This window comes from Microtetraspora glauca, assembly GCF_040656155.1.
GTDB classification, from domain to species: domain Bacteria; phylum Actinomycetota; class Actinomycetes; order Streptosporangiales; family Streptosporangiaceae; genus Microtetraspora; species Microtetraspora glauca.
This window is the reverse complement of record NZ_JBFALK010000024.1, coordinates 116543-141035: the sequence shown is the minus strand read 5'-3', so window position 1 is coordinate 141035 and position 24493 is coordinate 116543. Positions and strand designations below refer to the sequence as shown.

Here is a 24493-nt window from a genome sequence, read left to right as displayed (position 1 = left end):
TTTTGCCGGAACCTCCCCGTACGGCGACCGCGCGGTGGGTGAAAGTTTCAGCTGTTGCGGCAGGTTCGCTCCAGCGGTCACGGCCGTGGTTTGGGTCCGCGTCCGGGGGTAGGCGGATACGCATCTTCCGACATGGGAGGCACCCATGGTTCACACCAAGGAAGCTCCGTCCACCGGCGAGCTGGTCCGGCAGATGTCGGAGCAGATGTCCCGGCTGGTCCGGGACGAACTGCGGCTCGCCAAGATCGAGCTCACGGAGAAGGGCAGGCACGCCGGGATCGGCGCCGGGCTCTTCGGCGGTGCCGGGGTGATCGCCCTGCTCGGCGGGGGAGCGCTCGTGGCCACCGCGATCCTCGCCCTGGCGCTCGTGATTCCCGCCTGGGCGGCGGCCCTGGCCGTCGGCGGCGGGCTTCTCTTCCTGGCCGCCGTGCTCGGTGTGGTGGGCAAGCAGCAGGTGTCCGCCGCGACGCCGCCGACCCCGCGCCGGACGATGCGGAGCGTCAGGAGTGACATCGGCGTCGTGCGTGAGGGAGCGCGCAGGTGAGCGAGACCGACCCCTGGCTGGACCGCGACGACACCGCGGGAGAGGTCGGGGTGCACAGCCAGCTCGTGAAGGGTGGTGCGGTCAGCGAGCCCGGCGACACCCTGAACGAGTCGTTGCAGCGCGTCGTCGTCGTGTGGCAGCCGGCCGAAGCCGAGGAGGCGGCGGTGCTCGCCGACATCGAGCGCGACCGCGCGGAGCTCGCCCGTACCGTGGCCGCCCTGAAGTCCCGGCTCGACGTCAGGCGCCGCGCCGGCGAGAAGGCCCGCCGGGCGGCGGGCAGGACGCGACCCATGCTGATCGTCGCCGTGGCCGGGATGGCGGCGGCGGTGCTCCTCCGCCGGCTGATGCGGCGAGGCCGGCGGCGGCCGGCCTGACCCGGCGCCGCCCCGGCCGTGGTCCTCCAGTGGGACGATGTCCAGAGGATCACGAGAAGGGGCGCGCGTGGACGATTGCGTGTTCTGTGCCATCGTGGCGGGCCGCACACCGGCCGCGACGGTGCTGTCGGACGATGTGGCCGTGGGTTTCCTCGACGCGCGGCCGGTTTTCAAGGGGCACGTCCTCGTCGTGCCGCGGACCCATGTCGAGACCCTGTCGGACCTGCCCGTGGCCGACGTCGGACCGTACTTCCAGCGGGTGCGGGAGGTGGCCCGCGCGGTCGAGGAGGGCCTCGGCGTCGCGGGGACCTTCGTCGCGCTGAACAACCGGGTCAGCCAGAGCGTCCCCCACCTGCACACCCATGTCGTGCCGCGCAACCGCAAGGACGGGCTGCGCGGCTTCTTCTGGCCCCGGGTGAAGTACGCCGACGACGGCGAGGCCAGGGAGTACGCCGAGCGGATCCAGGCCGCAGTCAAGAAATCTACAACGTAAAGGACGCGGCGTGGAACCCGTTGTGGCGGTCCTGGTGGTGGCGGGGCTCATCGGCGTGCCGTCGATCGTCCTGTGGCGCGTGCTGCGCGGCCGGCGCGAGCTCGGCAGCAGCCCGGCCGAACGCGCGACGTTCGAGACCCTGCACACGGCGTCGCTGGCCGCGCCGCCGCTGCGCGCCGGGCTCACCCAGGCGGGCGCGCTCAAGGCGTCGCGCTACCTGCGCGAACTCCTCGGTTCCCCGGCGATCGCCATCACCGACGGCGAGGAACTGCTCGTCTACGACGGCGAGGGCGACCACCACGCCAAGGAGGCGTTCGGCCACGCCGCCAGGACGCTGGAGGACGGCAGGACCCAGGTGCTCGCGCTGGACTGCGACCTGCTGGAGTGCCCCATCCGGCATGCCGTGGTCGTGCCCCTCACCACCGAGGACCGCGTGGTCGGCACGCTCGCCGCGTACGGCGACCACGCCTCGGCGGGGCTGGTGCGGGCCGCGCAGGAGGTGGCGCGGTGGGTGGACTCCCAACTGGAGTTGGCCGAGCTCGACCGCTCACGGACGATGCTCATGGAAGCCGAGGTCAGGGCGCTGCGCGCGCAGATCTCGCCGCACTTCATCTACAACTCGCTGACCACGATCGCGTCGTTCGTCCGTACCGACCCGGAACGGGCCAGGGAACTGCTGCTGGAGTTCGCCGACTTCACCCGCTACTCGTTCCGGCGGCACGGCGACTTCACCACCCTCGCCGAGGAACTGCACTCCATCGAGCGCTATCTCACCCTCGAACGGGCCAGGTTCGGCGACCAGCTCCAGGTCACGCTCCGCATCGCCCCCGAGGTGCTGGCCGTCGCCGTGCCGTTCCTGTGCCTCCAGCCGCTGGTCGAGAACGCCGTACGGCACGGCCTGGAAAGCAAGCCGGGTGCCGGCCGGATCTCGATCCTGGCCGAGGACGCGGGGGCCGAGTGCGGCATCAGCGTCGAGGACGACGGCATCGGCATGGACCCGGAGCGGCTGCGCCGCATCCTCTCCGGAGAGGACCGGGCCACCGGCGTCGGCCTGGCCAACGTGGACGAGCGGCTGCGCCAGGTGTACGGCGACGAGTACGGCCTGGTGGTGGAGACCGCCAGGGACGCCGGGACCAAGGTCAGCATCCGCCTCCCCAAATACCACCCCGGCGTCTCGGCGTGAGAACCGTGGGGCCGGGCGTTGACTTCGGCTGTCCTGATTCATCACGCTCTATGGGATTCGGTGGTGAAGGAGGACGCCTGTGACCGGCCTGCGGGTCCTGGCAGTGGACGATGAGCAGCCCGCCCTGGAGGACGTGGCGTACCTGCTCAGAGCGGACCCGCGCATCGGCGAGGTGCTGACCGCGCGCGACGGCGCGGCGGCCCTGAAGCTGCTGGACCGGGCGATGGCCGAGGGCAGGCCCGTGGACGCGGTCTTCCTCGACATCCGCATGCCCGGCCTGGACGGCGTGGTGCTCGGCCGGCTCCTCGCGCAGTTCACCCGGCCGCCGAAGATCGTGTTCGTGACCGCCTACGAGGACCACGCGGTCGACGCGTTCGAGTTGAAGGCCGAGGACTACCTGCTCAAGCCGGTCCGGCCCGAACGGCTGGCCGAGGCGATCAGGCGTGTGTGCGGAAGCCGTACGGTGCCGGAGGCCGGGCCGCAGGCGGACACGATCCCGGTCGAGCTGGGCGGGGTGACCCGGTTCGTCACCAGCACCGAGGTCAGGTACGTCGAGGCGCGCGGGGACTATGCCCGGCTGCACACCGCGACGGGAAGCCACCTGGTGCGCATCCCGCTGGCCGCGCTGGAGGAACGCTGGGCGTCGGCCGGTTTCGTCCGCGTTCATCGCAGCCACCTGGTCGCGCTCCGGCACATCGACGAGCTGCACATCGACTCCGGCCGGTGCGTCGTGCGGATCGGCGACACGGAGATCCCCGTCAGCAGGCGGCACACCCGCGAGTTGCGCGACCTGCTGGTCCGCCGGGCGCGGAAGGCCGGGCCCCGATGACCGAGAAGCGGATCTCGGATCTGCTGCGGGTGAACCGGTCCGCCGCCGACGCCGACCGGCCGCGCCGCGTCGCCGTCACCAGCCCGCGCACGGCCGCCGCACGCCGGCCCCGTCGCCCGCTCACCACGGAGATCGACGAGCAGACGCGGCTCGGCGAGGTCTACATGGCGTCGCTGGTCCGCACCCAGTTCCGGCTGGGGCTGTTCGTCTGCTCGGTGCTCGGCTGCGTGGTCGGCGGGCTTCCCCTGCTGTTCCTGCTGGTCCCCGAGCTGCGCTCGGCCGACCTGTTCGGCCTGCCGCTGCCGTGGATGGTGCTCGCCGGTCTCATCTATCCCGCGTTCGTCGTCGGCGCCTGGCTCTACGTACGGCAGGCGGAGCGGAACGAGCGCCATTTCGCCGACCTGATGGAGCGTGAATGACCCGGTGAGCCCCGCGTACGGTGTGACCGCGGTTGTGCTCGTGCTGCTCGCGGCGGTCCTGATCGGGGCATTCGGGATCCGGGTGTCCCGGACGACCTCGGACTTCTACGTCGCGTCCCGCACGGTGTCCCCGCTGTGGAACGCCTCGGCGATCGGCGGGGAGTACCTCTCGGCGGCCTCGTTCCTCGGGGTCGCCGGGCTGATCCTCACCTACGGCGCGGACATGCTGTGGCTCCCGGTCGGCTGGACCGGCGGATACCTCGTGCTGCTCGTGCTCGTGTCCGCTCCGCTGCGCAGGTCCGGGGCGTACACGCTGCCGGACTTCGCCGAGGCGCGGCTGGAGTCGATGGTGGTGCGGCGCACGTCGAGCGTGCTGGTGGTGCTGATCGGCTGGCTCTACCTCATGCCGCAGTTCCAGAGCGCCGGGCTGGTCTTCCGTACGATCACGGGCGCGCCGACCTGGGCCGGCGGCCTGCTCGTCGCGGTGGTGGTCGCGCTCAACGTGCTGTCCGGCGGCATGCGGTCGATCACGTTCGTCCAGGCGTTCCAGTACTGGATCAAGCTGACCGCGCTGGCGGTGCCGCTGGTGTTCATGCTGATCGCCTGGCGGTCCGACGGGTCGCCCGGCCTGCCGCCCGGCGATCCGTGGGCGCTGCCGCTGCACGGGCGCGAGCATCCGGTGTACGCGACGTACTCGCTGATCCTGGCGACGTTCCTCGGGACGATGGGCCTTCCGCACGTGCTGGTCCGCTTCTACACCAACCCCGACGGCCGGGCCGCCCGCCGGACCACGTTGCTGGTCCTCACGCTGCTCGGCGCCTTCTACCTGATGCCCGCGGTGTACGGCTACCTCGGCCGGGTGTACGGGCTGCCCGCGACGGACGCCGTCGTCCTCACCCTGCCGGGACGGCTGGTCGGCGGGACGGCGGGGGAGCTGCTGACCGCGCTGGTGACGGCGGGGGCGTTCGCCGCGTTCCTGTCGACGTCGTCCGGGCTGGCGGTGTCGGTCGCGGGGGTGATCGCGCAGGACATCATGGGCGGCGGGGTACGGCCGTTCCGCGTGGCCACGGTGCTCGCGGTGACCGTGCCGTTCGCGCTGGCGGGGATGGCGCGGACGCTCCCGGTGGCCGACGTGGTGGGGCTGGCGTTCGCGGTCGCCGCGTCCTCGTTCTGCCCGCTGCTCGTGCTGGGCATCTGGTGGCGGCGGCTCACGACGGTCGGCGCGCTGGCCGGGCTCCTCACCGGGGGCGGGCTGGCCTGCGCCGCGGTCATCGCGACCATCATCGGCGGGCCGTACACGGGATGGCCGGAGGCGCTGCTGGCCCAGCCGGCGGCGTGGAGCGTCCCGATCTCCTTCACCGTCATGATCGTCGTCTCGCTGCTGACGCCGTCCCGCGTGCCGAGGAACGTGGCCAGGACGATGGTCCGCCTGCACACCCCGGAGACGCTGGACGTGGACCGCGGCGACTGGCGGCCGCGTTCGGTCTGACGTCCGGCGGCCCGGCCGACCGTTGGGCGCATTGATGGGACCACTCATCGCAGGCCGTACCTGCTTGACCGCCGCGTGTCGGCGGCTCACCGAAGAACCCGCTCCGGCGTCTCGTCGCGGGGCACCGTCCGCTCCTACGCTCTGCGTGATCCAGATCACAGCCGTTGGAGGTCGCGTGACGACTCGGCAACATGACGCATCGATTTATGAGGAGATTCAAGCCGGCGAGCGGTTCAAGGAACTGCGCGGCAGGTTTCGGGGCTGGGTCTTCCCGGCGACTGTGGCGTTCCTCGTGTGGTACGTACTTTACGTCGTTCTGTCCGGCTTCGCGCGGGGCTTCATGGGCACGAAGCTCTTCGGCAACATCAACGTCGCCCTGGTCTTCGGCATCCTGCAGTTCGTCTCGACGTTCCTGATCGCCTGGGCCTACTCGCGGCACGCGGCGGCCAAGCTCGACCCGCTCGCCGACGAGCTCCGCAACGAGGTCGAGGAGAAGACGGCCGCATGAAGCACGAGACCCTGTCGACGATCCTGTTCGTCGTCTTCGTCGCCGGAACGCTGGTCATCACCTTCTGGGCCAGCAGGAACACCAAGACCGCCGCGGACTACTACGCGGGTGGCCGCTCGTTCAGCGGCCTGCAGAACGGCCTGGCGATCGGCGGCGACTACATGTCGGCCGCGTCGTTCCTCGGCATCGCCGGCATCATCGCGCTGTCCGGTTATGACGGGTTCCTCTATTCGATCGGCTTCCTCGTCGCCTGGCTCGTCGCGCTGCTGCTCGTCGCCGAGCTGATGCGCAACTCCGGCAAGTTCACGATGGCCGACGTGCTCGCGTTCCGGATGAGGCCGCGCCCGGTGCGTACGGCGGCCGGCGTGTCCACGATCGTGGTGAGCATCTTCTACCTGCTCGCCCAGATGGTCGGCGCGGGTGCCCTGGTCGGCCTGCTGCTCGGCGTGCACTCCGAGGCCGGGAAGATCTGGACGATCATCGCGGTCGGCCTGCTCATGATCGTCTACGTGGTGTTCGGCGGGATGAAGGGCACCACCTGGGTCCAGATCGTCAAGGCCGTGCTGCTGATGACCGGCGCGACGCTGATCACCCTGCTCGTCCTCGGCAAGTACGGCTTCAACCTGTCGGGCCTGCTCGGCGAGGCCGCCGAGAAGAGCGGCAAGGGCGCCGCGTTCCTGGAGCCCGGCCTGAAGTACGGCACCGAGGCCCAGGGCATCGCGGGCAAGATCGACCTGATCAGCCTGGGCCTGGCCCTCGTCCTCGGCACCGCCGGCCTGCCGCACATCCTGATCCGCTTCTACACCGTGCCCACCGCCAGGGACGCCCGCAAGTCCGTCCAGTGGGGCATCGGCATCATCGGCGTGTTCTACCTGCTCACCCTGGTGCTCGGCTTCGGCGCCGCCGCGCTGGTCGGCAGCAAGGCGATCACCGCCCAGGACAAGGCGGGCAACACGGCGGCGCCGCAGCTCGCCAAGGCGGTCGGTGAACTGATCTTCGGCGAGGTCGGCGGCACGATCCTGCTCGCGGTCATCGCCGCGGTCGCGTTCGCCACGATCCTGGCGGTGGTCGCCGGTCTGACCCTGGCCTCCTCCTCCAGCTTCGCGCACGACCTGTACGCCCACGTGTTCAAGCGGGGCAACGCCACCGAGCGTCAGGAGGTCGTGGTCGCCCGGATCTCCGCCTTCGTGATCGGTGCGGTCGCCATCGCGCTGAGCATCTTCGCCCAGTCGCTCAACGTGGCGTTCCTGGTGGCGCTGGCCTTCGCGGTGGCGGCGTCGGGCAACCTTCCGGCGATCCTCTACAGCCTGTTCTGGAAGAGGTTCAACACCTCGGGCGCCGTCTCGGCGATCTACGCCGGCCTGGTCTCGTCCGTCGTGCTCGTCATCTTCTCGCCGGTGGTCTCCGGGGCGCCGACGTCGATGTTCCCCGACACCGACTTCCACTGGTTCCCCCTGTCGAACCCGGGCATCGTCTCCATCCCGATCGGCTTCCTCGCCGGATACATCGGGACGGTCCTCAGCAAGGAGTTCAACGCGTCGAAGTACGCCGAGATCGAGGTCCGCTCGCTCACCGGTGTCGGCGCGGAGAAGGCCGCCGAGCACTGATCCCGCCTCAGGTCAGGCCCGGTCGCGGGTGGCGCAGAGCCCGCGGCCGGGCCGCTTCACGCGCGGCGGGCTGACGCGGCCGGGATGAAGGGTCACCTGTCCGCCGCGGGATGGTACGCCGGATCTCGCATGGTTATTGTCGGTTTTGTGTACCGGCAGACGGCCAGAACCCGGATTCTCGACGCGGCCGAGGAACTCTTCTCGGGCGGCGGGTACGACGCGACCCCGACGGCGCGGATCGCGGAACTGGCCGGGGTGCCCAAGGGTCTGCTCTTCCACTACTTTCCCCGCAAGATCGACGTACTGATCTCGCTGGTGGACGAGCGGACCCTGGTCACCGAGGAGGAGGTCGAGGCGGTGCCGGGCGACGCCGCGGGAGCCCTGTCCCGGCTGGCCCGCCGGCTGCCCTTGCACGCGTCGCCCGCGATGCGGCGGATCCTGTTCCGCGAGGCCGACACGCACGGATCGGTGCGCGAGCGGCTGGGCCGGCTCAACGCCGAGATCATCAGGAGGGCGCGGTTCGCCCTGGAGCTCGCCATGCCGGGCGGACGCGGCGACGCGGCCAGGCTGGAGGCGGCCGCCGCCACGTTCGCCGCCGTCCTGCTCTACCAGGAGAGCCTCTGCCAGCTCACCGGCCACCACATCGACCCGGACGCGGTGGCCGAGCTGATCGTCCATGCGCTGGGCTGACCGTCCGTACGGCGTCGCCGGGTCAGGCGGGCACCTTCTCCACGGCCGGGGCGCTCCGCTCCACGGTGACCGGCTCGGCTGCCGCGACCGGTTCGTCCCCCGAGCCGTCCTCACTCTCCGTCTCCCCGGCCCGCTCCCGTTTGGCCAGCGTGGTGAGCTCCTCCATCGCCTCGTCGATGTGGCCGATCAGGCTCCACACGTCGGGCACCCGGTCGGGACAGGCCACCACTCCGAGGTCCAGCCGCCCGTCGTACGTGATGCAGGTGATGCTGAGCGCTCCCGTGACGTCGGTCAGCACGGACATCGGGTAGTACGACAACACCCGGGCACCACAGAGAAAGAGCGGGAACGGCGGGCCGGGAACGTTGGACACGATCAGGTTCACCCCGGTCCCCACCATGCCGGCCAGCCGGAACAGCGTGGGTGTGACCAGCGCCGAGAACGGCGCGGGGAACATCGCGCAGACGTCGCTGAGCCAGGTCGCCGGGGACACCGCGAAACGCCGCTTGGCGGCCAGCATGGCGGCGCGCACCATGGTCAGCCGCTCCTTCGGGCAGTCCACGTGCGTCGCCAGCGGGGTGATCATCGCGGAGATCTGGTTGCCGATGGTCTCGCTGCCGCGTGCCGTACGGACCGCGACCGGGACCGCAGCGATGAGGGGCTGGTCGGGCAACGCGTCGCACGAGACCAGCCAGCGGCGTAGCGCGGACGCGCACAGGGTCATGACGACGTCGTTGACGCTCATCCCGAAGGTCCGGGAGACCCGCCGGATCTCGACCAGCGGGATCGAGCCGAAGGCGAAGCTCCGCTCGCCGGAGATGGTCCCGTTGAACGGCGTACGCGGGGGCGCGAGCGGCGGGAGTTCCGGCCGGGGCCGCTCGTCGCCGAGGAGCCGCCGGGTCGTGCGGGCGATGAGACGGGCGCCCGGCAGGGCCGAGGCCAGGGGGATCGCGTCGAGGTCGGCCGCCGCCCGCGTGAACGAGCGGAGCGCCGCGACGGGGTGGGCGACCGAGCGGGCCACCGCGCCCGCCAGCATCGCGACCGGATCCGGCCTCCGCTCCGCCGGGACGTCCGGGGGAGTCTCGACCAGCCGCGGCTCCGGGGAGAGGTCCAGCAAGGAGACCAGGATCTCGGCGCCGGAGACCCCGTCGATGGCGCAGTGGTGGACCTTCGTGTACAGCGCCACCCGGCCGTCCGGCAGCCCGTGGATCAGGTGCATCTCCCACAGCGGCCGCGCCCGGTCCAGCCGGCGCGCGTGGATGCGGGCGACGTGCTCGGCGAGCTGGTCGTCGTCGCCCGGGGCCGGCAGCGTGGACTCGTGCACGTGGTCGCGAAGGTCGAGGTCCGGGGCCTCGGTCCAGTACGGCCGGTCGAGCGCGAAGGGCACGTCGGCGAGCCGCATCCGCAGCGGAGGGGCGAGGTGGAGGCGTTCGCGCAGCAGGCTGATCAGTCCCTCTCGGGTGATCGTCCCGGTCGGGGCGGTCGCCGGATCGACGATGGCCACGCCCGCGACATGCGACGCGGTCGTCTGCGACTCCGCGCTCAGAAACTGCGTGTCGAGTGCCGTCAGCTGGCGCATCGGCAATCCTCCCTGCTCGCCTCCGTGCTCCGTGGCGGACGATCATCGTCCACTTCCGGAGTGTGACCATCATCTCCGCGCCGGGTTACCGCCGCGTTTCCCGCACGTCTCCGGGGAGCGACTTCAGACGCGCGCGACCCCGGCATAGTGCCGGGGAAAGGCCACGAGAGCGAGACCAGTGCCGGTCGGACGCGCCTCACCTCGCCCGATGCAGGTGAGGTGGCCTCGTGGTGACATTCCCGTTCGGCGGCTCTTCTAGTCGGCCACCGTGATGTGATGTTCAACGATCCCGTCGAAGAGGTAGCCCAGCGTGTTGTACGGCGTGCGCGTCGGCTGGGTGGCCCCGGTCTCGTCGGTGGCGCGGGCCAGGAGGACGTACGGGCCGGGCTCCCTCGGGAACCAGGTGATGTGCCACGGCGTCCAGGCCGCCGCCACGCCCTGGCCAGCCGCCACGCCCTGGCCACGGGTGAGGGCACGCCGCCACGACCGCCCGCCGTCGAAGCTGACCTCGACCCTGACGACGCGGCCGTTGCCCGACCAGGACCTGCCGTGCAGGACCTGCCGGTGCCCGAGCCGGAGTGTCGCGTTCCAGGGCAGCTCGAACGCGCTCTTGACCACCTGGGTGGTCAGCGGTTCCCCCGACTGGCCGGGGCCGAGCATCCGGTAGAGGTCGGTGCTCCAGGGGGACGCCAGCGGAGTGGTGGAGACCTCGATGTCCCCCACCCACTTGATCGAGGCGATCCCGGTCCAGCCGGGGACGACCAGCCGGGCGGGGAAGCCGTGGTCGGGCGGCAGTCGTTCGCCGTTCATCTCGTAGGCGAGGAGCACGTCGTCCAGTGCCTTGGCGATCGGGAGCGGACGGCGGACATGACCGAGGTTCACGCCGTTGTCGACGTACTCCGGGTCGAGGCCGCTCGGCAGGACGTCCACGGCGTCCTTGGTGACCCCGGCCAGCGTGAGGATCGTGGCCAGGGGCACACCGCGCCAGCGGGCGACGCCGACCGCGCCGAGCCCCCAGGGTGTGCCCGGGGTGTGCAGGCCCTGCTGGGCGGCGAAGAAGGACCGCCCGTTGCCCGCGCACTCGATCGCCACGTCCATGGTCCGCGGCGGCAGGGCCAGCAGTTCGTCGTACGTGAAGTGGCGGGGGGAGCGTAGCCCGGATCCGTGCAGCCGCAGCCGCCAGGTGGCGGCGTCGATCAGCGGGGTCGAGGTGTGGTTCCTGACGAAGAACCGGTCGTTGGGGACGTGGAAGCCCCGGCCGCGCATCGCCTCCCACCGCATCTCGGCGCAGGATCCGTGCACGTCGAACAGTTCGGGAGGCATCGGCTTGACGAAGGGGCGGCCGGGTCCGGGATCGCCGCGTTCGGGGCCGTCGGTTCCGGGTTCGGGTTGGTGGGGGTCGCTTTCGCCGAGGGGGGAGGGGACCCCCGGGGGACAGCGGATCTCCTCTCGCGGGTGCGGGACGCGGGTCCTGGAGACGGACGCGCCGGTCAGGTCTTCGAGATCCATGTGGACCACCCCTCCTCCATGTACCTATTACCTACCAGGAAACCATTGAATCTGCGAAAGCGGCGGGACCCTGGGCCTGGTCCACCAGGAATGTGGGCCCTTTCGGCTTGGGATGACGTGTCCGGTCAGGGAGGCGTGCCGAGCCGGGTTCCGTCGCGGTCCCGGCGGGTCAGGTCCCGTCCCGGTGCCAGGGTGCCTCGGCCCCGGTGGCGGCGGGCCGGTCGGTCGTGCGCAGCGCGTACGTGGGCATGGGGGCGTCGGGCAGCGGGCCGAGGTAGGTGTGGCCGGTCAGATGGCACCAGGCGGGGAGGTCGACCGGGGCGGCGGGGTCGGACGCGATGAGGTGGATCGTCGTGCCCGGGGGCAGCTCCGTGATGCGCTTCCGCAGCTCAAGCAGAAGCCTCACGCAGGTCCGGTCGCCTCCGTCGATCACGACCGGCGCACTCGCCGATGTCGGCCCCATCCCAACCTCCAATAGTCATCCGAACCCGAGGAGCCGGCCGAGGTGCTTGCCGCCGAGCTCGGCGACGCCGTCACCCTCGTCGGCGAGCGCACCGGACAGCACCGCACCCCCGGCGGGGAGGTGCAGTCGTTCACCTGGATCACGGCCCGCTACGCTCGCCCGATCCCCGGCCCGGCGAGGCCCGATAGACGGCGACCGGCCTACCGGCCGAGAAACGCGAGCAGGCGGTCCAGCGGCCAGGTGTTGATCACGTCGTCCGTCGTCAGCCACGCGCGCTGGGCGATGCCGACGCCGAACCTCTCGTTGGCCAGATGCGGGATCGCGTGCGAGTCGCTGTCGATCGAGAACTTGACGCCGTGATGGCGGGCGAGCCGGACGAGGTCGGACGGGAGATCGGCCCGGTCGGGGAAGGAGTCGATCTCCATGGCGGTGCCGGTGCGCGCCGCCACCCGGAACACCTCGTCCCAGTCGGCGTCCACCGGGGGCCGCTTGCCGATCTTCCGTGTGGTCGGGTGGCCGATGATGTGGACGTTGGGGTTCTCGCACGCGGCGATGAAGCGGCGGGTCATCTCCTCGCGGCTCTGGCCGAAGTGCGAGTGGACGGACGCGACGCAGATGTCGAACCCCTCCAACACCTCGGCCGGCCAGTCCACGGAGCCGTCGGGGGCGATGTTGAGCTCGGTGCCGTGCAGCAACCGCATGTCCGGATAGCTCCGTTGCAACGCGGCGATCTCGGCGCGCTGCTGGAGCGCCTTCTCCAGCGTCATCCGCTGCATGAACAGCTCGGGCGCGTGGTCGGTCACGGCGTAGTAGGCGTAACCCCGCGCCGCCGCCGCGGCCACCATGTCGTCGAGCGAGGCGATGCCGTCGGTCAGGTTCGTGTGCGTGTGCAGGTCGCCCTTGAGGTCGTCGAGCTCGACCAGCCGGGGGATGCGGCCTTCGAGCGCGGCCTTGACCTCGCCGCCGTCCTCGCGCAGCGTCGGCGGCACCCACTGCATGCCGAGCGCGTGGTAGATGTCCTCCTCGGTCTCGGAGGCGATGACGTGGTCCTCCCCGTCGAACAGGCCGTACTCGGAGAGCTTCCACCCCTTCTTCACCGCTATCTCGCGGATGTGGACGTTGTGCTCCTTGGAACCGGTGAAGTAGACCAGCGCGGCCCCCCACGACTCGGCCGGGACCACGCGAAGGTCCACCTGGAGGCCGCGATCGGTCCGGACCGACGTCTTGCGGTCGCCCCGCGCGATCACCTCGGTGACGTACGGCTGCGACGCGAAGGTGGCCATCAGCTCGACCGGGCCGACGGCGAGGATGTCGACGTCGCCGATCGTCTCCCGCATCCTCCGGAGCGAACCGGCGTAGGCGATCCGCTCGGCGGGCAGCGAGGCGATGACCCGCTCCGCCAGATCCATGGCGATGCCGATGTGGACCCGCCCGCCCGACTGCTCGAGCTGCTCGACGCCCTTGAGCAGGTTCTCCTCGGTCTTCGGGCCGAAGCCCCGCAGCCCGGCCAGCCGCCCGCCCCTGATCGCCTCGGCGAGCGCGGCGGGGGAGTCGACGCCGAGCTCCTGGAACAGGAACAGCGCCTTCTTCGGCCCGAGCGACGGGACCTTCGTGAGCTCGCGCACCCCCTCCGGAACGACGGCGCGCAGATCGTCGAGCTGGCGGAAGCTGCCCCGCTGGAGGAACTCCTCGACCTTCTTGGCGATCGCCTCGCCCACGCCCGGAATCGTGCGCACGTCCGTCTGGCGGAGATCCTCAGGGAAGCCGGCGATCGACTTCGCCGCCTTCTGGTAGCTCCGCACCCGGAACGCGTCCCCGCCGTTCAGCGCAAAAAGCTCCGCGTACTCCTCGATGGCGGCAGCCGCCTCGTCGTTCGACCGTCCCATGCCAGCAGCGTACGGGGTGCCCCCGACAATCTTCGATTCCGCCTTCGCCGCCGACGTGGACGGTTACCCCGGTGTGACGGAGTTACCGGAAAGTGCGATCTGCCCCGGGAGCCGGTCCGTGACCATGCTGGTCGGCATGACCGTCATTCAGAAGCCGGAATACCGCCGTTTCCCGGCGGATCCGCACAATCACAAACCGAACTCCCGCTACAGCCTCGTGCTGGACCCGGTCCGCCCCGACGGGCGCTACGTGAAAGACCTGGTGGTGAACTTCGAGCATCTCGCGTCGGACGAGGTGATCCCCGTGCACGCGCACACCAACGAGGAGGTCCTCATCATCGACGAGGGCGAGGCGGAGGCGTTCTACGACGGGGAGTGGAGGCCCGTGCGCCCCGGATCGGTGATCCTGGTGCCGCCGGGCGTCGCCCACGGGTTCCGCAACCGGTCCGGGAGCGGCGTCAGGCTGCACGCCGTGTTCGCCGGACACGTGGTCGGGACGCGGCTGCTGGAACGCAGCCCTGCCCCGGGCACCGAGGACGACCCCCTTCCCCCGCCGTACATCATCGACTTCCGGAACCCGGACGGGCTCCCGTAGCCCGGCGGGGCGGTGGGGCGGCGGCGCCCGCGCAGGGACGACGCGGGCGCCGCCCTGATCAGAACTGGACGGCCCGTGCCTGGTACGGCTCCTCGAGGTAGGCCATCTCCTTGTCGGAGAGTTCGAGCCCGGCCGCCACCAGCGCGTCGTCGACGTGCCGCTCCTTGGTGGCGCCGATGATCGGCGCGGTGACGCCGGGCCGGTGCAGCATCCACGCCAGGGCCACCGACGCCGGGGCCACGCCGCGCTCGCGCGCCGTCTCGGCCACCCGGTCGATGATCGCGGCGTCGGCCGCGCCGCCGTAGAGTTGCTCCTGCCGTGCGCCGTCACCGACCTGGCGTACGGTCTCGGCCGGGACGCCCGCGCGGGCGAGCAGGCCCCGGGCGAGCGGGCTCCACGGGATCAGCCCGACACCCTGGTCCTGGCACAGCGGGATCATCTCCCGCTCCTCCTCCCGGTAGAGGAGGTTGTAGTGCGGCTGCATCGAGACGAATCTGGTCCAGCCGTTGTCGGCGGCGACCTGCTGGGCTTTGGCGAACTGCCATGCCCACATGGAGGAGGCGCCGATGTAGCGGGCTTTTCCGGCGCGGACGACGTCGTTGAGGGCGTCCATCGTTTCCTCGATGGGTGTCTCGTCGTCCCAGCGGTGGATCTGGTAGAGGTCGATGTAGTCGGTGCCGAGGCGGCGGAGTGAGGCGTCGACGGCGGCGTGGATGTGTTTGCGTGACAGTCCCCAGTCGTTCTTGCCGGTGCCCATGGGGAAGTAGACCTTGGTGGCGACGACGTAGTCCTCGCGGTGGGGGAAGATCGCGCGTAGCAGGTTGCCGGTGATCTCCTCGCTGACGCCTTGGGAGTAGACGTCGGCGGTGTCGAAGAAGGTGACGCCGCCGTCGGCGGCCTTGCGGACGATGGGTTCGGCCTGGTCCTGGGGGAGTACCCAGCCGCCCCATTTGTCGGGGTCGCCGTAGCTCATCATGCCGAGGCAGATCCTGCTGACCTTGAGGCCCGTGTTGCCCAGCCGTACGTAATCCATGTCGATCACCCTAGATTCCGTCCGGTCGCTGTGAACACACGGGCGAGGCACACCCGCTCTGGGTTGCTTCGGTTTGACGGAGTGTCAGGCCGGGGCCGGGAGCTCGAGTGCCATGAGGACATCGTCGACGTAGCGGCCCTGCAGCAGGAACTGGTCTTTGAGCCTGCCTTCGACGCGGTAGCCGTGCGCGAGGTAGAGGGCTTGGGCTCGGGTGTTGGTGCCCAGCACTCTGAGGGTGATGCGGCGGGTTCCCCGGTTGACCGCTTCCTGTCGTGCTGCGTTGAGGAGCAGGTGGCCGACGCCTCGTCCTTGGTGGGCTGGGGCGACGGCGAAGCCGTTGACCTCTTGGACGTGTCCGCTGGATGCGGCCATGGGGGCCGGTCGGAGCTTGATGTAGCCGACGATGTGCTCGTTCTCATGCGCGACGAGGACGTTTTCCGGTGCCGTCCGGTCGTCGAAGAATGGGGTCTCGAGCGGCCAGAGCGGCGCTGGGGATGCCTCGAACGACCAGGTAGCGTGGTCGATCAACGCCAGTGCCCGTTCGTCGTCTTCAACGGCGGTCCGGACGGCCACCTGTGGTCGAGCGGATGTGTGATGGTGGTCGTGCCGCATTTTCGTGTCCTTCCTGCGTCTTGGCGTCCGCGGGCGATGTCGGTGATCTCCTCGCTGACGCCCTGGGAGTAGACGTCGGCGGTGTCGAAGAAGGTGACGCCGCCGTCGGCGGCCTTGCGGACGATGGGTTCGGCCTGGTCCTGGGGGAGTACCCAGCCGCCCCATTTGTCGGGGTCGCCGTAGCTCATCATGCCGAGGCAGATCCTGCACGCTAATCGCCCTAGGTTCCGCCGGGCCGCGACGACCATTATGCCCGGAATCTTCGGGATAACTTCGTCTTCGTTGTTGACGATATTTCCATGCCCGGCCTAATGTTGTCTCTGCCAGAGACGATGTTCACCTGCGCGGGCGCGGGGCTCCGCCTCGGGCGTGGTAGTAATGAGATCCACGGAGGAGGCCGGACAGACAAGTTGGTGCACCATGACCGAGCACTTCCTCGGCGTTCTCGGCATCGGCGAGGCGCTGGGGGTGAGCCGGCACGCGGTGCACAAGTGGCGCTCCCGCTATCCGAGCGATTCGAATCACCCGTTTCCCGAGCCCGACGTCGACGTCGACGGAGCCCCCGGCTGGCGGGCTGATCGGCTAGAGGAAATCGTGCAGTGGCGCAACGGCCTACCGGGCCGTGGCGCGGGCGGAGGCCGTCCTTCCGCCGCACGTCAGGAGTACCTCAAGGAAGCGGCGGAGCGTGGCATGGACCGCGACGAAGCGCTGCGCGCACTCGTCACGTTCACCGAAGAGTTTCCCGAGATGACCGAGCCGGAAATCTGTGCCTGGCTCATCGGGCACTGGCGCAGGTAGCACTTCCCGGCATCACAGTCCTACACGGAAGGCGATGACGCATGCCCGAAATCGGCGGGAGTACCGCACCAGGATTCGAAGGAGTACGTGAGGCGTTCGCGGCCAATCTGGGCGGCGAGCAGGAGGTGGGCGCCGCGGTCTGCGTCTACCTGCACGGTCGGAAAGTCGTCGACCTGTGGGGCGGAATCGCCGATCCCGAGACCGGCCGCCGCTGGGAGCGCGACACCTTGCAGGTCGTGTTCTCCACCACCAAGGGCGTCACCGCCGCCTGCGCGCACCTGCTGGCCCAGCGCGGCGAACTGGACCTCGACGCACCCGTCGCCGAGTATTGGCCGGAGTTCGCGGCCAACGGGAAAGAGCGCATCCCCGTCCGCTGGCTGCTCACCCACCAGGCCGGACTGCCCGCGATCGACCGCCCGATCACTCCGGCGGAGGCGATCGCCTGGGACCCGATGGTGACCGCGCTGGCCGCCCAGCGCCCATTCTGGGAGCCGGGCACCGAGCATGGCTACCACGCGCACACCTACGGATGGCTGGTCGGCGAAGTCGTCCGCCGGGTGACCGGCCGCAGCATCGGCACGTTCCTCGCCGAAGAGATCGCCGCTCCGCTCGACCTGGACCTGTGGATCGGGCTGCCGAAAGCCGAGCAGCATCGGGTCAGCCGCATCGTCGCCGACCCGATCGACCCGGACGCACTGGCCGGGATCGACCTGGACGCCCTTCCCGAACCCGCGCGCGAGGTGATGAGAGCCTATGCCGATCCCACGTCACTGACCATGCGGTCGATGACCGTCGTCACGCCGCTGCTGAACCACGACGACCCGAGCGAGCAGTCCGCCGAGATGCCCTCGACCAACGGCATCTGCACGGCCCGCGCACTGGCCTGCTTCTACGCCGCGCTCATCGGCGAGGTCGACGGGCATCGCATCCTCACACCCGAGACCCTGGCGGCGGCGACCGCGGAACAGGTCAGTGGTACCGACTGCGTCCTGCGGGTTCCCGTCCGGATCGGCACCGGTTTCGGCCTGCCGACACCCGACGCCTTCTGGTACAGCCCTACCGCCTTCGGGTTTCCCGGCTACGGCGGATCACTCGGCTTCGCCGACCCGGCGAGCGGCCTGGCTTTCGGCTATGTCATGAACCACATTCAGGAAGGCGTTCCGGACCGGCGAGCCGCCACCCTCCTGGACGCGGTCCACAGCGCGATCAAGGCTCAGGTCCGGTAAGACGCCGGTCTCCCGTTGTTCCATGCACCGGCGCATCAACTGGTCGTCTCCGGCATACCGTGAGCCTCGCCGGCCGACATGGCTTGCGCCACCGAATCGCATACGGACCTCGGCTGTGGGGCTGATCTGAGGAGTCCGGTGGGACGTCGTTGTCGAGGCGGGCGTCGACCACGCCACGCCGTCGATGTTGATCTCGGGCCGCGTCAGCACGGCCATTCGGCCGCCGCGCAATCCTCATGCGCGGCGGGTGCTCCACCGTTGGTCGGCGGTCCAAGGCTCGGCTTCAGGCGTCGAGTTCGCCGTCGAGCAGGCCCATGAGGATCAGGTCGTGCCAGTCGCCGTCCCGGCGGAAGGCTTCGCGCGCTCGTCCCTCCTCCACGAAGCCGACCTTCTTGTAGACGTGGATCGCGGCGGCGTTCGCCTCCGCCACCCAGAGAGTGATGCGGTGCAGCCGCATCTTGGCGAAGCCGTACCGGCAGATCATGCGTGTGGCCTCGGTGCCGTACCCACGACCCCAGCAGTCCTTCTCCCCGATGTAGATGTCGAGGTCCGCGTCGCCTGTCTCGGGCTCCGCGCCGCTGAGCCGGACGAGGCCGATCAGCCGGCCCTCGGCGATGGTCTCGATCCCGAAGAGCACGTGTCCGTAGAAGTTTCGTTCACGTTCGCTGTGACGGGCCGTGGCCTGGGCCAGGGACTCCGGATAGCCGTCGTCGAGCCAGCGCATGGCCTCGGGATCGCTGTTCCAGCGCCAGAGCGCTTCCGCGTCCCCCGGCTCCATCGGCCGAAATCGTACGAGGTTCCCGATCAGCACGTGTTGCTCCTTTGGTAAGCGATCACGGGAAAGATCACCAGATGCGTTGATGATCGAGCAACTGCTTTGACACAGGTTCTGGTGAGCGTGTTCCTCGGAACGCCCGGCGGGGCCGGGCGTCCGGCCGACCCCGGGAATGCCGTGCGGAGCCCGGGTCAGCTCATCATCGCCTTCATCGGCTGCCACGGCGTCGCATCGAAGATCAGCATAATCGAGGTGATCTTGCCGTCGTCGAGCCGGAAGTGTTCGGCCGTGCGCTGGGTACCGGCCGGGGTGGCCGTGTGCACGTCGTAGACGAGGGTCGCCTCGGACTCGCCGTACAGCTCGCTGATCATGTCGACTCCGGTGATGATCTGGAGGAAGCCGGGGAGGCCGGACAGGTGCCCGGCGGGTCAGCGGAGCTCATCATCGGGCTCTGGAACGCGAAGGTCTCGGCGAGCTGGGCCGTGGCCGCGGGCACGTCCCCGCGGAACCGGGCGTCGTGATAGCCGCGTACGGCCTGCCGGGTCAGGGTGGCGTCGGTGATCATCGCACTCCGTTCGTGTCGGTGGTGCCGCTCAGGTGGCGGTGCTCGGGTGCTGCGGGCTCGGGTGCTGCGGGCTCAGGTGGTGCGGTCGGCCGTGCGGCTCAGGTGGTCGGCGAGCTGGCGGTGGTTGTCGGCGAGGCGCAGGCACAGATGTCGCAGTTGGGTGAGCTCGGCGGGCGTGAACCCCCGGAAGATCGCCGCCATGGCGACCTGCGTCGGACGGCGGAAGGCTTCGATCCACGCCAGCCCGTCAGGCGTGATCTGGGCGAGCACGGACCTGCGGTCGTTGCGGTCGGGGACCCGGCGGGCCAGGCCGTCGCGTTCGAGGGTGTCCACCAGCCCGGTGACGTTGCGGGAGCTCACCCCGGCCGCCTGGGCCAGGTCGCCGATGCTGATGCCGTCGTCGGGCGTGGCGCTGAGGCGGATCAGGATGTCGAGCGCCCCGGAACTCAGGCCGCGGCCCTCGGCTCCGTGGGAGCGCATGCGCTCGACGGCGTGGACGGCGGTGCGTACGGCGGCCGCGGCCTCCAGCGCGAGGGTGTCCTCCCCGCCCGCGAAGCGGGTCATGGCCTCCCTGGCGCGCGGATCGAAGAGGTGGTCGTCGTGGTCGCGTTCGAAGCCGCTCACGCCGCTCGATGATTTATGTACGTCCTTCATAATGAAGCGGGACTTTATTACCTACTTCACTAAATGTCCATCCCAAGCTCGTGCCCGGAGCCGGGCGGCAGCGGCGCCGGGACGATCGGCACACCCTGGCTCCCGCTCGACCGGCACTCCCTCGGCGGGGAAACCGACGATCGATCGACAGCGTGAGCGGCCACATGGTCGTCCCCGAAAGGCACGGCGAACGCGGGCTCGGCCACACCCGGGCAGGCGGTCAGGAGTCCGGGCCGGAGGCCCGTTTCGACCAGCGCGCGAGGGCCAGCGCCGCGACCAGCACGAACGTCACTCCCGCGTAGGCGGCCAGCTCCGTGAACTCCTCCCGGGTCTGCTCCGGCGTCATCGTCACGCTGAGCCGTACGACCACGGACAGGATGTGCCGGACCACGGCGATGACGCCGATGATGATGAAGGGCTCGACCTGGAGATGGCCGCCCTCCAGGTGGGTCTGCACCGTCACGAAGATCTCGATGACGATCAGGACGAGCAGAAGCTCCTCCAGGAGGGCGATGGCCGTGTCGCCCCAACTCGCCGGGGTCTGGATCGCGGTCACGAACATCATGACCACGACGCCGCCCGCAATGGCGAGCAGGATGAACGCGACCACGTAGAGGAGCGCCCGTTCGACGCGGGTGAGGACCCGCAGCAGCAGGGACTCCAGCCTGCTCCGCGCGATCCTGGCCGGCGGTCTCGGCGTGCCCCCCGGGGCCGATGCGCGTGTCTCATCATCCATAGGTCGGCTCATCCATAGGTCGCTTCCATAGGTCGGCGTCGTCCATGGGTCGGGCCGGAACCGGATCGGCGTGCCTGGCGTCGCGCGCCGTCGCCCGCCGCGGATGCTTTCTCAGGAGTACCCCGATATGGCGGCCGATGCCGGTCTTTGCCGATCTTTTCGGCGTTCGTCGGAATCGCGTGTGTGCGCCACCGCAGGGAGATTGCCCGAATCGTGGCGACCTTATGGTGGCGGACCGGGAAATATGCCCCAAGGTGCGGGAATGTCATCAGATCGGGGGAGAACCGAGGAAGGCTCCCACCGGCGAGGGAATGCCCCTCCCCGGCATCCGGTTCCCCGGAGAGCCGGTTCGCTGAAACGGGACAGGAGGGTGCCTTCGATGTCCGTCGATCTCAACCACACCATCGTGCCCAGCAGGGACAAGCGCGCGTCGGCGGAGTTCCTGGCCGGGATCCTGGGCCTTTCGGCCGCCCCGCAGTGGGGGCCGTTCGTGCCGATCAAGACGGCCAACGGCGTCACGCTCGACTACATGGACGTCGACGAGGTCCAGAAGAACCACTACTGCTTCATCGTCACCGAGCCCGAGTTCGACGTGATCTTCGGGCGGATCAGGGAACGGGGACTCGACTTCTGGGCGGACCCGCACCACGAGAAGCCCGGTGAGATCAACCACCTGTACGGCGGGCGCGGGGTCTACTTCGACGATCCCGACGGCCACAACATGGAGGTCATCACCCAGCCGTACGCCTGACCGTGCTGCCCGCCAATCCGCGAGTAAGCCCCCGCCAAGTCGCGGACGGTACAACCGCAGGGTGAACGGATACGACATCAGGCGGCCCACCGAGGCCGACGCGGCGGCGATCCACGAGCTGGTCGCCGAGCACGACACCAGGATCCTCGGCAAGCCCGACGCCACCCTGGAGGACGTCGCCGAGATCCTCGGCGAGCTGGAGCTCGCCACCGACGGCTGGCTGGTGTACGACGGCGAGCGGCTGGTGGGCTGGGGGTGGGCCTCCCCCAAGGGGACGAGCGACAACGTGGACATCGACGTCCAGGCACGCGTGGCCGACGTCGGGGACTGGCTGTGGGAGCGGGTCCTGGAGCGCGCGGTGGAGATCGCCCGCGACCTCGGGCACGCCCAGGCGCGGGTGGACATCGGCGTCTACCGCGAGGACGCGGCGCTGCGGGCGGCGGCCAAGGAGCGCGGCCTCGCCGCCGCCACCAGCTTCCACCGCATGCGGATCGACCACGCGATGGACGCGGAGGTCGCCGGGCCCGGGATCCCGTCCGGCGTGACCGTGGAGCGCGGAGACCCCGACCAGGAGAGGCTCCGTACGGCCCACCGGATCCAGCAGGAGGGCTTCGCCCGGCACTTCGGGTTCGTGCCCAGGACGTTCGACGAGTGGATCTCCGACATGGAGGCGTCCAGCGCGAACGACTGGAGCCAGCTCCTGGTCGCCCGCGTGGACGGCGAGCCGGCCGCGATGCTGCTCGGGACCAACCACTTCGTGTCCGACGAGGACTGCGGCTACGTGCGCACCCTCGCCGTGCTGCCCGCCTTCCGGAGCAGGGGGCTCGGCAGGCTCCTGCTGCGCGAGGCGTTCGCGGCGGACGCGAGGCGTGGCCGGGCGGGCACGATCCTGCACGTGGACTCGAACAACGTCACGCCCGCGCTCGACCTCTACCTGTCCGTCGGGATGCGCCCCGTGCTCGCCATCGACGCCTGGCGGGCGGATCTGCCGACCGGCCTGAGGTGACTCCACGGTGACTCAACCGGCCGCCCGGCCGGGAAGAAGCACGCGGAAGTCCGTACTGCCGGGGCGGCTCTCCACGGACACGGTGCCGCCGTGCGAGACGACCACGGCCTTGACGATGGCGAGCCCGAGGCCGCTGCCGCCCGAGGCACGCGCGCGCGCCTTGTCGGCCCGGACGAACCGCTCGAAGATCTCTCCCTGGACCTCCTCGGGGATGCCCGGCCCGTCGTCGTGCACGACCAGCTCCGCCGCTCCCGGAGCCGGGACGTGTACGGAGACGGTGACCGTGGTGCCCCGCGGGGTGTGGGCGCGTGCGTTGCTCAGCAGGTTGGCGACGACCTGGTGGATCCGGTCGGCGTCGCCGGTGATCGTGACCGGTTCCTCCGGCAGCCGCAGCCGCCAGTGATGGTCCGGCGCGGAGACGCGGGTGTCCCCGGCGGCGTCGATCACCACGCGGCTCAGGTCCACCGGGTCGCGGGCGAGCGGCCTGCCCGCGTCCAGCCGGGCGAGCAGCAGCAGATCGTCGACGAGCGTGCCCATGCGGGAGGACTCCGCGTCGATCCGCTCCAGGGCGTGCCGTATCTCGTCCGGTACCTCGCCGGGGTGGCGTCTGGCCAGCTCGACGTGGGCCCGGACCGTCGCCAGCGGAGTGCGCAGCTCGTGACCGGCGTCGGCGGCGAACGTGCGCATCCGCTGCTCGCTGGTGTGCCGCCGGGCGAGGGCTTCGCCCACATGGCCGAGCATGCGGTTGAACGCGGCCCCGAGCTGGCCGACCTCGGTGTGCGGGTCCTCGTCCGGTACGCGGTCCGGCAGCGCCACGGCGCCGCTGGCCAGCGGCAGCGTGCTGACCCGGCGGGCCGTGGCCGCCATCCGTTGCAGGGGGCGCAGCGACAGCCGCACCCACGTCGCGCCGGCGATCCCGGTGACGACCATGACGATGGCGAACACCACGATCTCGGCGATCAGGAGGCGGTGGATCGTGGTGTTGACGCCCTCGAGGGGAAGGCCGTTGACGAGGACGTCGCCGTCGGCGCCCTCGATCGCCATCACGCGGTAGTCGTCCAGCTCCGACAGTTCCACGGTGTGGCCGCGCCGGTCCGCCGGCACGGCGGCGAGGGCGGCGGCGTCTCCGGCGGAGAGGCTGACATCCGCTCCGTCCGGCGCCACCACGGCGGCGTGCGTCACCCGGCCGTTCAGGAGACGAGCGCCCAGGGTCCCGAGGGACTGCCCGCGGCTGTCGCCGCGCTCGCCGTACCTTCCCCCGTGCTCCAGGCTCGCCGCGAACTTCCCGGTCGTCATCGACAGCTGCGCGTCGAGCCGGTCCACCATGAACCGCTCCAGCGAGAGGGAGCAGGCCGTGCCGACCGCGGCGCAGGCGAGCGCGAGCAGGGCGAGCACGCCGATCACCAGCCGGGCTCGCAGGGTGCGCGGTCTCATGGCTTGAGCACGTATCCCACGCCCCGGACCGTGTGGATCAGCGGGCGGCGTCCTGTGTCGATCTTCCTGCGCAGATAGCTGATGTACAGCTCGACCACGTGGGCCTGGCCGCCGAAGTCGTAGGACCAGACCCGGTCGAGGATCTGCGCCTTGCTGAGCACTCTGCGCGGGTTGCGCATGAGGAAGCGCAGCAGCTCGAACTCGGTCGGGGTGAGCTCCACCAGCTCGCCGCCGCGGGTCACCTCCCGCGCGTCCTCGTCCATGGTCAGGTCGCCCACGGCCAGGCGGGCTCCCTGGGAGGTCCGGGCCATGCCCGCGCGGCGCAGCAGGCCGCGCAGCCGGGCGAGGACCTCCTCCAGGCTGAACGGCTTGGTCACGTAGTCGTCGCCGCCCGCGGTGATCCCGGCGATCCGGTCCTCCACGGCGTCCCTGGCGGTCAGGAAGAGCACGCACACGTGCGGCGCCTCGGCGCGCAGGCGGCGCAGCACCTCCAGCCCGTCGATGTCGGGGAGCATGATGTCGAGGAGCACCGCGTCGGGATGGAACTCGCGGGCGGCGTTCACCGCGGCCGTGCCGTCGGCGGCCGAGCGCACCTCCCACCCCTCGTAGCGCAGCACGGCGGCGAGCACCTCGACGAGGTCGGGTTCGTCGTCGACGACGAGCACACGGACCGGGGTTCCGTCCGGGCGGACCAGCTCAGGGAGATCGCGGGAGGTCGTACGCATAGTGATGACA

29 protein-coding genes are annotated in these 24493 nt (G+C 70.3%); 15 read left to right on the top strand and 14 right to left on the bottom strand.

The genetic code is table 11. The features are described from left to right. Positions 1 to 145: 145 nt before the first annotated feature. The 10 genes from AB0I59_RS35020 to AB0I59_RS34975 all read left to right on the top strand — a co-directional run bounded on the left by AB0I59_RS35020 (position 146) and on the right by AB0I59_RS34975 (position 8136). Positions 146 to 544 (top strand): phage holin family protein, encoded by a 399-nt coding sequence (locus tag AB0I59_RS35020; protein ID WP_061256870.1) that lies wholly within the window; start codon positions 146 to 148, stop codon positions 542 to 544. Further along, on the top strand, positions 541 to 918 hold the full coding sequence (locus AB0I59_RS35015; RefSeq protein WP_358139791.1) for a DUF3618 domain-containing protein: 378 nt from the start codon (positions 541 to 543) through the stop codon (positions 916 to 918). The genes AB0I59_RS35020 and AB0I59_RS35015 overlap by 4 nt, the downstream gene beginning before the upstream one ends. A 67-nt stretch (positions 919 to 985) precedes the next feature. Next, positions 986 to 1411 (top strand): HIT family protein, encoded by a 426-nt coding sequence (locus tag AB0I59_RS35010; RefSeq protein WP_358139788.1) that lies wholly within the window; start codon positions 986 to 988, stop codon positions 1409 to 1411. A 10-nt stretch (positions 1412 to 1421) separates the two neighbouring features. Next, a complete protein-coding gene (locus tag AB0I59_RS35005) occupies positions 1422 to 2594 on the top strand; it encodes a sensor histidine kinase (protein WP_061256873.1) in 1173 nt (390 codons plus the stop codon). Positions 2595 to 2673: 79 nt separating this feature from the next. Then, positions 2674 to 3423 (top strand): LytR/AlgR family response regulator transcription factor, encoded by a 750-nt coding sequence (locus tag AB0I59_RS35000; protein ID WP_061256875.1) that lies wholly within the window; start codon positions 2674 to 2676, stop codon positions 3421 to 3423. Continuing rightward, positions 3420 to 3842: a hypothetical protein gene (locus AB0I59_RS34995; RefSeq protein WP_061256877.1), complete on the top strand. Its 423-nt coding sequence runs from the start codon at positions 3420 to 3422 to the stop codon at positions 3840 to 3842. The genes AB0I59_RS35000 and AB0I59_RS34995 overlap by 4 nt, the downstream gene beginning before the upstream one ends. After that, the gene (locus tag AB0I59_RS34990) at positions 3835 to 5331 is read left to right on the top strand and encodes a sodium/solute symporter (protein ID WP_358139785.1); all 1497 of its coding nucleotides are present in this window, start codon (positions 3835 to 3837) and stop codon (positions 5329 to 5331) included. Before AB0I59_RS34995 ends, AB0I59_RS34990 begins: the two co-directional genes overlap by 8 nt. Positions 5332 to 5506: 175 nt before the next feature. Next, positions 5507 to 5839 carry a DUF485 domain-containing protein gene (locus AB0I59_RS34985; protein ID WP_061256880.1) on the top strand — a complete coding sequence of 111 codons (333 nt, stop codon included), beginning with the start codon at positions 5507 to 5509 and terminating at the stop codon, positions 5837 to 5839. After that, positions 5836 to 7446: a monocarboxylic acid transporter gene (locus AB0I59_RS34980; protein WP_061256882.1), complete on the top strand. Its 1611-nt coding sequence runs from the start codon at positions 5836 to 5838 to the stop codon at positions 7444 to 7446. Before AB0I59_RS34985 ends, AB0I59_RS34980 begins: the two co-directional genes overlap by 4 nt. Before the next feature lie 147 nt (positions 7447 to 7593). After that, complete coding sequence (locus tag AB0I59_RS34975; protein WP_228644681.1) at positions 7594 to 8136, top strand: TetR/AcrR family transcriptional regulator; 543 nt, start codon at positions 7594 to 7596, stop codon at positions 8134 to 8136. A 22-nt stretch (positions 8137 to 8158) separates the two neighbouring features. Here AB0I59_RS34975 and AB0I59_RS34970 read toward each other — a convergent pair whose 3' ends face one another. From AB0I59_RS34970 to polX, 4 genes are all read right to left on the bottom strand, one after another. Then, complete coding sequence (locus tag AB0I59_RS34970) at positions 8159 to 9715, bottom strand: WS/DGAT/MGAT family O-acyltransferase (RefSeq protein WP_063818791.1); 1557 nt, start codon at positions 9713 to 9715, stop codon at positions 8159 to 8161. A gap of 255 nt (positions 9716 to 9970) precedes the next feature. Next, positions 9971 to 11224, bottom strand: a complete 1254-nt coding sequence (locus AB0I59_RS34965) for a sulfite oxidase (RefSeq protein WP_358139780.1) — start codon at positions 11222 to 11224, stop codon at positions 9971 to 9973. A gap of 169 nt (positions 11225 to 11393) precedes the next feature. Continuing rightward, complete coding sequence (locus AB0I59_RS34960; RefSeq protein ID WP_358139777.1) at positions 11394 to 11630, bottom strand: sulfurtransferase TusA family protein; 237 nt, start codon at positions 11628 to 11630, stop codon at positions 11394 to 11396. A gap of 257 nt (positions 11631 to 11887) precedes the next feature. After that, entirely contained in the window at positions 11888 to 13573 is a 1686-nt protein-coding gene (polX, locus tag AB0I59_RS34955; RefSeq protein WP_061256886.1) for a DNA polymerase/3'-5' exonuclease PolX, read from the bottom strand. Between the two features lie 136 nt (positions 13574 to 13709). On the opposite strand from polX, the gene AB0I59_RS34950 reads away from it, so the two are divergent. After that, positions 13710 to 14168 (top strand): cupin domain-containing protein, encoded by a 459-nt coding sequence (locus AB0I59_RS34950; protein ID WP_358139774.1) that lies wholly within the window; start codon positions 13710 to 13712, stop codon positions 14166 to 14168. Between the two features lie 58 nt (positions 14169 to 14226). On the opposite strand, the gene AB0I59_RS34945 is transcribed toward AB0I59_RS34950, so the two are convergent. From AB0I59_RS34945 to AB0I59_RS34935, 3 genes are all read right to left on the bottom strand, one after another. Beyond that, positions 14227 to 15201 carry an aldo/keto reductase gene (locus tag AB0I59_RS34945; RefSeq protein WP_061257254.1) on the bottom strand — a complete coding sequence of 325 codons (975 nt, stop codon included), beginning with the start codon at positions 15199 to 15201 and terminating at the stop codon, positions 14227 to 14229. A gap of 84 nt (positions 15202 to 15285) precedes the next feature. Beyond that, on the bottom strand, positions 15286 to 15774 hold the full coding sequence (locus tag AB0I59_RS34940; RefSeq protein ID WP_358139771.1) for a GNAT family N-acetyltransferase: 489 nt from the start codon (positions 15772 to 15774) through the stop codon (positions 15286 to 15288). Further along, the gene (locus AB0I59_RS34935; RefSeq protein WP_358139768.1) at positions 15726 to 16061 is read right to left on the bottom strand and encodes an aldo/keto reductase; all 336 of its coding nucleotides are present in this window, start codon (positions 16059 to 16061) and stop codon (positions 15726 to 15728) included. The genes AB0I59_RS34940 and AB0I59_RS34935 overlap by 49 nt, the downstream gene beginning before the upstream one ends. A 172-nt stretch (positions 16062 to 16233) precedes the next feature. On the opposite strand from AB0I59_RS34935, the gene AB0I59_RS34930 reads away from it, so the two are divergent. Continuing rightward, positions 16234 to 16611 carry a hypothetical protein gene (locus AB0I59_RS34930; protein ID WP_061256897.1) on the top strand — a complete coding sequence of 126 codons (378 nt, stop codon included), beginning with the start codon at positions 16234 to 16236 and terminating at the stop codon, positions 16609 to 16611. A gap of 41 nt (positions 16612 to 16652) precedes the next feature. Further along, entirely contained in the window at positions 16653 to 17837 is a 1185-nt protein-coding gene (locus AB0I59_RS34925; RefSeq protein ID WP_358139765.1) for a serine hydrolase domain-containing protein, read from the top strand. Positions 17838 to 18120: 283 nt separating this feature from the next. Here AB0I59_RS34925 and AB0I59_RS34920 read toward each other — a convergent pair whose 3' ends face one another. The 5 genes from AB0I59_RS34920 to AB0I59_RS34900 form a co-directional block, all read right to left on the bottom strand. Then, on the bottom strand, positions 18121 to 18648 hold the full coding sequence (locus AB0I59_RS34920) for a GNAT family N-acetyltransferase (RefSeq protein WP_358139762.1): 528 nt from the start codon (positions 18646 to 18648) through the stop codon (positions 18121 to 18123). 155 nt (positions 18649 to 18803) lie between these two features. Next, positions 18804 to 18983 carry a hypothetical protein gene (locus AB0I59_RS34915; protein WP_358139759.1) on the bottom strand — a complete coding sequence of 60 codons (180 nt, stop codon included), beginning with the start codon at positions 18981 to 18983 and terminating at the stop codon, positions 18804 to 18806. Beyond that, positions 18980 to 19177, bottom strand: a complete 198-nt coding sequence (locus AB0I59_RS34910) for a hypothetical protein (RefSeq protein WP_358139756.1) — start codon at positions 19175 to 19177, stop codon at positions 18980 to 18982. Before AB0I59_RS34910 ends, AB0I59_RS34915 begins: the two co-directional genes overlap by 4 nt. A gap of 72 nt (positions 19178 to 19249) precedes the next feature. Further along, on the bottom strand, positions 19250 to 19801 hold the full coding sequence (locus AB0I59_RS34905; RefSeq protein ID WP_358139753.1) for a MarR family winged helix-turn-helix transcriptional regulator: 552 nt from the start codon (positions 19799 to 19801) through the stop codon (positions 19250 to 19252). A 250-nt stretch (positions 19802 to 20051) separates the two neighbouring features. Further along, the gene (locus tag AB0I59_RS34900) at positions 20052 to 20567 is read right to left on the bottom strand and encodes a phosphate-starvation-inducible PsiE family protein (RefSeq protein ID WP_358139750.1); all 516 of its coding nucleotides are present in this window, start codon (positions 20565 to 20567) and stop codon (positions 20052 to 20054) included. 379 nt (positions 20568 to 20946) lie between these two features. Here AB0I59_RS34900 and AB0I59_RS34895 point away from each other — a divergent pair, with 379 nt between their 5' ends. Continuing rightward, positions 20947 to 21318 (top strand): VOC family protein, encoded by a 372-nt coding sequence (locus AB0I59_RS34895; protein WP_061256904.1) that lies wholly within the window; start codon positions 20947 to 20949, stop codon positions 21316 to 21318. A 61-nt stretch (positions 21319 to 21379) separates the two neighbouring features. Beyond that, positions 21380 to 22324 (top strand): GNAT family N-acetyltransferase, encoded by a 945-nt coding sequence (locus AB0I59_RS34890; RefSeq protein ID WP_061256906.1) that lies wholly within the window; start codon positions 21380 to 21382, stop codon positions 22322 to 22324. 12 nt (positions 22325 to 22336) lie between these two features. Here AB0I59_RS34890 and AB0I59_RS34885 read toward each other — a convergent pair whose 3' ends face one another. Together AB0I59_RS34885 and AB0I59_RS34880 are read right to left on the bottom strand one after the other, a co-directional pair. Continuing rightward, positions 22337 to 23758, bottom strand: coding sequence for a sensor histidine kinase (locus tag AB0I59_RS34885; RefSeq protein ID WP_358139746.1), 1422 nt, complete (start codon positions 23756 to 23758; stop codon positions 22337 to 22339). Then, positions 23755 to 24483, bottom strand: coding sequence for a response regulator transcription factor (locus AB0I59_RS34880; RefSeq protein ID WP_061256909.1), 729 nt, complete (start codon positions 24481 to 24483; stop codon positions 23755 to 23757). The genes AB0I59_RS34885 and AB0I59_RS34880 overlap by 4 nt, the downstream gene beginning before the upstream one ends. Between the last annotated feature and the right edge of the window lie 10 nt (positions 24484 to 24493).